The sequence below is a fragment of the Pseudomonas sp. LAMO17WK12:I5 genome, from assembly GCF_900215165.1.
GTDB lineage: Bacteria > Pseudomonadota > Gammaproteobacteria > Pseudomonadales > Pseudomonadaceae > Aquipseudomonas > Aquipseudomonas putida_A.
In genome coordinates, this window is sequence record NZ_OBDS01000012.1 from 240,184 (window position 1) to 249,099 (window position 8,916).

7 protein-coding genes and 1 pseudogene are annotated in these 8,916 nt (G+C 62.8%); all 8 read left to right on the forward strand.

Going from position 1 to position 8,916, the window contains the following annotated elements; all coding sequences use genetic code 11:
- Positions 1-15: 15 nt before the first annotated feature.
- Positions 16-351, forward strand: a complete 336-nt coding sequence (locus CRO59_RS22210) for a DUF2934 domain-containing protein (RefSeq protein WP_097089613.1) — start codon at positions 16-18, stop codon at positions 349-351.
- A gap of 223 nt (positions 352-574) precedes the next feature.
- On the forward strand, positions 575-2,734 hold the full coding sequence (gene glgX / locus CRO59_RS22215) for a glycogen debranching protein GlgX (RefSeq protein WP_096797486.1): 2,160 nt from the start codon (positions 575-577) through the stop codon (positions 2,732-2,734).
- Between the two features lies 1 nt (position 2,735).
- On the forward strand, positions 2,736-3,734 hold the full coding sequence (locus tag CRO59_RS22220; protein ID WP_097089611.1) for an acyl-CoA dehydrogenase family protein: 999 nt from the start codon (positions 2,736-2,738) through the stop codon (positions 3,732-3,734).
- Entirely contained in the window at positions 3,731-4,504 is a 774-nt protein-coding gene (locus CRO59_RS22225; protein ID WP_027612045.1) for a PIG-L deacetylase family protein, read from the forward strand. Before CRO59_RS22220 ends, CRO59_RS22225 begins: the two co-directional genes overlap by 4 nt.
- The gene (locus tag CRO59_RS22230) at positions 4,501-5,100 is read left to right on the forward strand and encodes an SAM-dependent methyltransferase (RefSeq protein WP_097089609.1); all 600 of its coding nucleotides are present in this window, start codon (positions 4,501-4,503) and stop codon (positions 5,098-5,100) included. The genes CRO59_RS22225 and CRO59_RS22230 overlap by 4 nt, the downstream gene beginning before the upstream one ends.
- Positions 5,097-5,783 (forward strand): glycosyltransferase family 2 protein, encoded by a 687-nt coding sequence (locus CRO59_RS22235; protein WP_097089608.1) that lies wholly within the window; start codon positions 5,097-5,099, stop codon positions 5,781-5,783. The genes CRO59_RS22230 and CRO59_RS22235 overlap by 4 nt, the downstream gene beginning before the upstream one ends.
- Before the next feature lie 157 nt (positions 5,784-5,940).
- Positions 5,941-6,699 carry a PIG-L deacetylase family protein gene (locus tag CRO59_RS22240; protein WP_027612047.1) on the forward strand — a complete coding sequence of 253 codons (759 nt, stop codon included), beginning with the start codon at positions 5,941-5,943 and terminating at the stop codon, positions 6,697-6,699.
- Between the two features lie 339 nt (positions 6,700-7,038).
- A pseudogene (locus tag CRO59_RS22245) lies at positions 7,039-8,916 on the forward strand (hypothetical protein); the annotation flags it as partial.

Consider the following 8,916-nt stretch of genomic DNA (forward strand, 5'->3'; position numbering starts at 1 on the left):
TTCAGGAGCATTGCGATGAGTACCGACGATAAACGCATCCGCGAGTTTGCCTATCAGATCTGGGAATCGGAGGGCAAACCTGAAGGTCATGAAGCGCGTCATTGGGAGATGGCGCGCAAACTGGCCGATGCCGAGGCCCTCGCGCCGAAGAAGTCGCCAAAGGCTGCGGGCAGCAAAACTGCCGGCAAGACTGCGACCGGCAAAGCCACCGAAAGCAAGACCCCGGCGGCCAAGCCCAAGGCGCCTGCCGACGCCAAAGCCAAGCCTTCCAGCGCCGCCAAAGTGATTCCACCGGGCGAAAAAGCCGCCGAGAAAAAGCCGCGCGCCCCCCGCAAGCCCCCGGCCAACTGACACACCCGGATTATTGAACTGAATGACCGTGTGGCGGGTTCGCTCGCCACCGAGGACTCACTCGTCCTCAAGAAACATACAACCTTCCTGTAGGAGTGAGCCTGCTCGCGATAGCGATGTATCAGGCGAAATCGCGATTGAATGTCAGACCGCTATCGCGAGCAGGCTCACTCCTACAAGGTTTTGTATCAGCCGAGAATTTCCCCGATTTGCAGGAGCAATCATGACCCGTCCAAAGAATGCCGAGCCCGCAGCGCACGCTGAACCTTCGAGAATCCGTGAAGGCCTGCCCTTCCCGCTCGGTGCGACCTGGGATGGTCTGGGGGTTAACTTTGCACTGTTTTCCGCCAATGCCACCAAGGTTGAACTGTGCATTTTCGACGATGCCGGCGAAGTCGAACTCGAGCGCATCGAACTGCCGGAATACACCGATGAGATCTATCACGGCTATCTGCCCGATGCCCATCCCGGGCTGATCTACGGCTACCGCGTGTATGGCCCGTATGACCCGGCGAACGGCCATCGCTTCAACCACAACAAACTGTTGATCGACCCGTACGCCAAACAACTGGTCGGCGAGTTGAAATGGTCCGAGGCGCTGTTCGGCTACACCATCGGCCACCCCGACGCCGACCTCAGTTTCGATGAACGCGACAGCGCGCCGTTTGTGCCCAAGTGCAAGGTCATCGACCCGGCGCATACCTGGGGCAACGACCACCGCGTCAGCGTGCCGTGGGACAAAACCATCATCTATGAAACCCACGTACGCGGCATCAGCATGCGTCACCCTTCGGTGCCGGAGAACGTGCGCGGTACCTTTGCCGGTCTGATGGTCGACGACGTGCTCGAACACATCCGCAAACTCGGCGTGTCGAGCGTGGAATTGCTGCCGATCCATGCCTTCGTCAACGACCAGCATTTGCTGCACAAGGGCATGACCAACTACTGGGGCTACAACAGCATCGCCTTCTTCGCCCCAGACCCGCGCTACCTGGCCAGCGGCAAGATCGCCGAGTTCAAGGAGATGGTCGCGCACCTGCACGAGGCCAATCTGGAAGTGATCCTCGACGTGGTCTACAACCACACCGCCGAGGGCAACGAGCAAGGCCCGACCCTGTCGATGCGCGGCATCGACAACGCCTCCTACTATCGCCTGATGCCGGACGACAAGCGCTATTACATCAACGACTCCGGCACCGGCAACACCCTCGACCTCAGTCACCCGTGCGTGCTGCAAATGGTCACCGACTCGCTGCGCTACTGGGCCAGCGAGATGCATGTCGACGGCTTCCGCTTCGACCTGGCAACGATTCTCGGGCGCTATCACGACGGTTTCGACGAGCGTCACAGCTTCCTCGTCGCCTGCCGTCAGGACCCGGTGCTGCGTCAGGTGAAAATGATCGCCGAGCCGTGGGACTGCGGCCCCGGTGGCTATCAGGTCGGCCACTTCCCGCCGGGCTGGGTCGAGTGGAACGACAAATTCCGCGACACCGTGCGCGCGTTCTGGAAAGGCGACGACGGCCAGGTCGCTGACTTCGCCAGCCGCATGACCGCGTCCGGCGAGATGTTCAACCAGCGCGGGCGGCGGCCGTACTCGTCGGTGAACTTCATCACCGCGCATGACGGTTTCACCCTCAACGATCTGGTGTCGTACAACGACAAGCACAACGAAGCCAACGACGAGAACAACCAGGACGGCAGCAACAATAACCTGTCGTGGAACCACGGCGTCGAAGGCCCGACCGACGACCCGGAGATCAATGCGCTGCGCCACCGGCAGATGCGCAACTTCTTCGCCACGCTGCTGCTGTCGCAGGGCACGCCGATGATCGTTGCCGGTGACGAATTCGCCCGCACGCAGGACGGCAACAACAACGCCTATTGCCAGGACAGCGAGATCGGCTGGGTCAACTGGGACTTGAGCGAGGACGGCAAGGCGCTGCTCAAATTCGTCAAACGCCTGATCAAGCTGCGTATGGCTTATCCGATCCTGCGTCGCGGGCGCTTCCTGGTCGGCGAATACAACGAGGACATTGGCGTCAAGGACGTCACCTGGCTCGCGCCGGACGGCACCGAGATGACCACCGAGCACTGGCATGACGCGCACAACCGCTGCCTGGGCATGCTCCTTGACGGTCGCGCGCAGGAAACCGGGATCCGCCGCAAAGGTGCCGATGCGACGTTGCTGCTGGTGGTCAACGCCCACCACGACATCGTCAACTTCAGCCTGCCGGAAGTGCCGGAAGGCAGTTTCTGGACCTGCATGATCGACACCAATCAGCCGTCGATTCGCGGTCAGGAACGCTTCGAGTTCGGCCATGAGTATTCGGTCACCGGCCGTTCGCTGCTGCTGTTCGAACTGCAACGCGAAGAAGAAGACTGATATGGACCTGCACAGTTATCTGGCGCGCCGCCCGCCGGACTATCGCGACACCGCAGCGCTCGGCCATTGCCTGCGGGCGCTGGTCGAGGCCGGTCTGGATCAGTTGCCGTTACCGGGCAGCGGCCGCACGCTGGAGCGTTTTCAACGTCTGGCGGAAGTCGGCGGGCATGATCTGGGCTTGTGCAAACTCTACGAAGGCCACACCGACGCATTGGCGATCATCGAACAGCTCGGTGGTTCGCCCACGCCGGGCAGCACCTGGGGCATGTGGGCGGCTGAACCACCGCAGGCGCGGGTGCAGGTGCGACCGGCCGGGCACATGGTGCGCCTCGACGGGCGCAAGGCCTGGTGTTCCGGGGCGGCGGTGCTCAGCCATGCGCTGCTCACCGCGTGGGACGCCGAAGACCATCAGCAACTGGTCGCAGTGGCACTTGATCAACCGGGCGTGACCATCACCGATCAGGGCTGGCAGGCGGTCGGCATGGGCGCCACCGGCAGCGTCGAAGTGTTGTTCGACGGCGCTGAAGCCCAGGCCATCGGCGAACCCGGCGACTACCTGAATCGTCCGGGTTTCTGGCAAGGCGGGATCGGCATTGCCGCGTGCTGGTACGGCGCGGCAAGGGAAATCGCCGAGGCGCTGCGTAAACACTGCGCGCAACGTCAGGAGCCGCACGCCCTCGCCCACCTCGGCACGGTCGATGCGGCGCTGTACGCAGCCGCCAATGTGCTGCGTTTCAGTGCGTTGCACATCGATACGCATCCCGAAGCCAATGCCGAACTGTTAGCCCGACGTGCCCGCGCCGTGGTCGAGCAATCGGCTGAGCAAGTGATGCGCGAGACCGGTCGGGCGCTGGGTGCCGCTCCGTTCTGCAAGGATCGGCACTTCGCCCGGTTGAGCGCCGATCTGCCGGTGTTCCTGCGCCAGAGTCATGCCGAGCGTGATCTGGCGGCCCTTGGCCAAACGCTGGCTGAACACCCCGAGGAGGCCTGGACGCTATGAATGCCGCTAATAAGCCCGATCCGATCATCGGCCACCAAGGGACTTCGTTGCTGCAATGGCAACATTCCCGGCACCTGGCGGCGCTGGACAGCGTCGATGTCCTCAGTCTGGTGCCACCGGGCGCGCGGGCGGTGATCGTCGCCCCGCACCCGGACGACGAAGTGCTCGGCTGCGGCGGAATGTTGCAGTTGCTGGCCGCCGCCGGGCGTCAGTTGCAACTGATTTCGGTCACCGATGGCAGCGCCAGTCATCCCGGTTCCGAGCGCTGGCCAGTCGAACGCCTGAGCGTGGTGCGGCCGCAGGAATCGGCTGAAGCCCTGCGCCGCCTCGGCGTGCCATTGCACCGGATGAAATGGCTGCGCGGCGGTTTCAGCGATAGCCAGGTCGCCGCAGATGAGCCGTCGCTGGTCGCGTTCATCGAACGCCACCTGCGCCCCGGCGACGTGGTGTTCAGCACCTGGTGCGAGGACGGCCACTGCGATCACGAAGCCGCCGGCCGCGCCAGTATCGAAGCCGCACGGCGGGTTGGCGCCACCTGCCACGAATTGCCGGTATGGACCTGGCACTGGGCCTCACCCGAAGACGCCTCGGTGCCATGGCAGCGCGCGCGCAAAATTCTGTTGTCCGCCGAGCAAGTGGCGCGCAAACGCCACGCGGTGCATGCGTTCGCCAGTCAGTTGGAGGGCGATCCGCAAGCCGGGCTGCAACCGGTATTGGCCCCGTACGTGCTGGATCGTCTGCTGCAACCGTTCGAAGTGGTGTTCCTATGAGCGTCGATGATCGTTACTTCGACGGATTGTTCAGCGCTAACGATGATCCCTGGGCCTTCCGCGAGCGCTGGTACGAACAGCGCAAACGCGCTATCACCCTCGCCGCCCTGCCCCGCGCGCATTATCGGGCGATCTTCGAGCCCGGCTGCGCTAATGGCGAACTCAGCGCCGAACTCGCCGAGCGCTGCGACCGCCTGCTGTGTTGCGACACCGCCAGTGCCGCGGTGAATCTGGCGCGTACCCGGTTGAGCCTGTTTGACCATGCCGAGGTGCGCCAAAGTCGCCTGCCCGGTGACTGGCCGGAGGAAAAATTCGACCTGATTGTATTTAGCGAAATCGGCTACTACCTCGATGCCCAGGATCTGACAGAAGTGATCCGCCGCATCAGTGAATCCCTGACGGCTGACGGCCAGTTGCTGGCCTGCCACTGGCGCCCGCCCATCGATGGCTGCCCGCTCAACGCGCGGCAGGTACATGACCTGATTCACGAGCAATTACCGCTACCGCGTCTGGCGCTGCATCAGGAGTCCGACTTTATCCTTGAAGTCTGGAGCCGTGAGCCGCGCTCGGTGGCCGCATTGGAGGGCCTGCGATGATCGGCATTCTGATTCCCGCGCACAACGAGCAAGACCTGCTGGAGCAGTGCCTGACGGCCGCCGTGCGCGCCAGTAAACACGGGCTGCTGGCCGGCGAGCCGGTTGAAGTGCTGGTGGTGCTCGACAGCTGCACCGATCGCTCGGCGCAGATCGTCAGCGGCTTTCCGGTACTGAGTCTGCACATCGACGCGCGTAACGTTGGCCAGGCCCGGGCCGCTGGCGCGCAGGTGTTGCTGGAGCGTGGCGCGCGCTGGATCTCCTGCACCGACGCCGACAGCCGTGTGGCCGAGGACTGGCTGGTGGCACAGTTGGGGCTGGGGGCGGACGCGGTGTGCGGCACGGTAACTGTCGAACATTGGGATCCGACATTCGACGAAAGCGCGCAAATCCGCTATCACAGTCACTATCAGGCGCGGGACGGGCATCGCCATATCCACGGCGCCAATCTCGGGGTCAGTGCCGATGCTTATCGTTGGGCCGGGGGGTTCGCCCCCTTGACCTGTGATGAGGACGTGCAACTGGTGCGGCAACTGGAATTGCTCGGTGCCGACATCGCCTGGAGCCATCGCCCGCAAGTGCATACCAGCGCCCGTCTGGACAGCCGTGCCCGGGGCGGATTCGGGGACTACCTGCGAAAATTGGTACAGTTAGACATAAAAAAAGCAGATCAGATTGATCTGTGACGCGACGAACCGGTTTTCATGAGCAATACTCTGCTGCGCGGCAATCCAGGGTTCGGAGCGTCGCACAGCAATCCATTCGCCTTCACGGGTCGAGCGCACCTGCCTTTCTACGGTGCAGATTCGATTGAGGGCCTGACTCGACAAGGACGTAGCACCCATGAAACCGTTATTCCTCAACGAAAACCCGCCGCCGGTACAGATCTGGAACAGTTCCCCGCAGTTGGACAACATCCCCGTCATCAACACCCATAGCCTCGTTCCCCCCGGTGCTCGCGCCGTCGTCGTCGCCCCGCATCCGGGTGATGAAGTGGTGACCTGTGGCGGGCTCCTGCAATTGCTCTCCAGCCTCGGTCATCCGCTGCAACTGCTGTCGATCACTGATGGCAGCGCCAGCCATCCCGGCTCGCGACAGTGGTCGGAAAAACGCCTGAGCGTGTTCCGTCCGCAAGAGAGCGTCGAAGCCCTGCGTCGGCTCGGCCTGCCGATGCACAGTCTGAAATGGGTGCGCGGCGGGTTCACCGACAACGCGCTGCTCGAGCGCGAGACGGAAATCAGCAGTTTCATCTCACGTTATCTGCGCCCCGGCGACGTGGTGTTCAGCACTTGGCGCAACGACGGCAACGACGACCACGAAGCGGTCGGACGTGCCAGTGCCAACGCGGCGGCGCAAGCCGGAGCCACCTATCACGACGTGGCGGTCTGGGCCTGGCACTGGCCGGAGCGCGAGCAGAGCCTGATCCCCTGGGATCGTGCACGCAAACTGCGCCTCGACACCTGGACCGTGGCGCGCAAAAGCCACGCCACCCACGCCTATGCCAGCCAGCTCAAGGGCGAACCGGCGATCGGCATCGCGCCGATGCTGCCGCCGGTGATCCTCGAGCGGATGCGCCTGCCCTACGAAATTGTCTTCATCTGAAGCACCCACCCCCTGTGGGAGCGGGCTTGCTCGCGAAAGCGTCGGGTCAGACACCTGTGATGGTGAATGTGCCGGCCTGTTCGCGAGCAAGCCCGCTCCCACATTGATATGCGGCGAGCCAGTGACTAGGGCTCACGACCGTTCATCGCAAATACCTCCTCACCTGTAATTTCTGACAGTAGCCAACGCTTGCCACCTGCCCCTAAATAACCCAGAGCCTTCGCCCCCCACGACTCTGGAGTCTTCAGCATGCTTATTCAGCCCCCTCGCCTCCCGCCCCCCGAGACTCTGCGGCAACTGGAAATACCCGACCGTACGCAGCCGGCCCTGGAGGGGGGGGTGTGGGGGATCAATATTGCCGCCGCGCAGTTGCTGGCGCCCGACAAGGGGCTGAAAGTCTATTGTCCACCCTGGGACCGTATGGGTTTAGGTGACCACATCGAGCTGCTGCTCGACGGTATTCAGGTCGACCAGACCACCCTCGTCAAGCCAGGGGATGTCGGCGAGCGTGTCACCCTGTATGTCCCGCCACAGCGCTTCGTAACCGGGACCTATACGCTGCAATATCGGGTCAAGGTATTCCAACAGACTCCGGAAACTTCGCTGCCTCCGGTGAATATCTTCGTCAAACTCGACCGGCCCGGCGGCAAGGATGAAAACGGCAGTACCCCGGGGCATTCCGAGCTGTACATGTACATCGATCCGCGGATCATCAACGATGGCGTGGACAAGGAAACCGCCGAAACCGGCCTCGACATCATCATCCAGGCCAAACCCGGCAGCAGCAGCCTGTTGCCCTACCCCAACATGGCCGTGGGTGACCGCTGCAAATTGACCTGGGGTGGCTGGTTTGTGTATTCGCCACGGGTGACCCAGGATCACATCGATGACCCGCAAGGCCATCCACTGATCATCCATGTCGACAAGGCCACCATCCTCGCCGCCGGCGATACCGACAGCCTGGCCGTAGCCTTTGAAGTACACGACATTGTCGACAACCGCTCCGAAGACTGGTGCGCCGCAGTAGGGATTGCCGTCGATACCGGCAACACGCGCCTGTCGCCTCCCATGGTCAAAGAGGCCTTCAATAGCGTTGTGGACATGGACAAACTGGGGGATGCGCCGCTGACCTTGCAGGTATTGGTCGACGCACCCGACTTCCGGATCGGTGATGTGATCATCGGCCTGGGCAAGGGCACCACGCTGGACGGCGAACCGATCAGCGTTGAAGTCCGCGGCGAGCCGCTCATCAGCGTGGGCAACATCTACGAATTGGCCCTGCCAAGCGCCGACATACGTTTGCTGGCCAAAACCCAGGCCGTGTTCAGTTATCGCGTGGAACGCAGCGGGTCTGATGATCGCGCCTCCAAGGGGCGCTTCGTCAGTATCATCGGAGCAACCCGACGCCTGCTCGCGCCGATTGCCGTGGATGCGCAACAAGGGGCACTCGACCCTGATCGGGTGTACACCACCGCCGTCATCCCCTTTGACCCGATGATGCAGGTGGGCATGGTCATCGTTCTGCGCTGGGTCGGCACCCGCCAGGATTTCAGCGTCTACGACCCGGAACTGGACTGGCACACCCTTAGCAAGGGCGATATCGACGACAAAGAACCGATCCCGATCATCGTCGAAGGCAAACACCTCAAAGCCATCGAGGGCGGTACGCTGGATTTGTTCTACGTGCTGATGGCCGAGGGCAGCGATGGAGGCATCATTCGGCGCGAGTCACTGCACCATGCCCTGTTGCGGGTGGGTGAACCGTTGTTGGAACTGGTCGCGCCCATCGTCCTCGGTGAGGCCGGCGGAACACTCGAACCCGACGACCTGCCCGGCGGTTCGAGCAAACTGACCGCCCCGGCTGCCACCGAACCCACCAAAGCGGGTGACAAGGTCACCTATACCTGGCGCGGTTCGAAAACCGGCAAGACCAGCGACTCGGTGCCGATCAATTCGCTCAATGCCGGCAAAGCCATCGATTTCACCCTGAACCCGACCTTCGTCCAGACCCACATCGAACCCAATCGCGGCGGCACTGTGGACGCGATGTATGAAATCCTCAGGGTGGCGGCAGGCTCCACGCCGGAACGTGTCAGCTACTCGCGGACGTTGAATTTCACTGTCGGCGAAGCCGTGCTGCTGACCCGGCCGAAGGTTCAGCAGGCCGAGGCCGATGGCACTACCTTGCAGCCGATCAAGGCCGTGGAAGCCCTGACC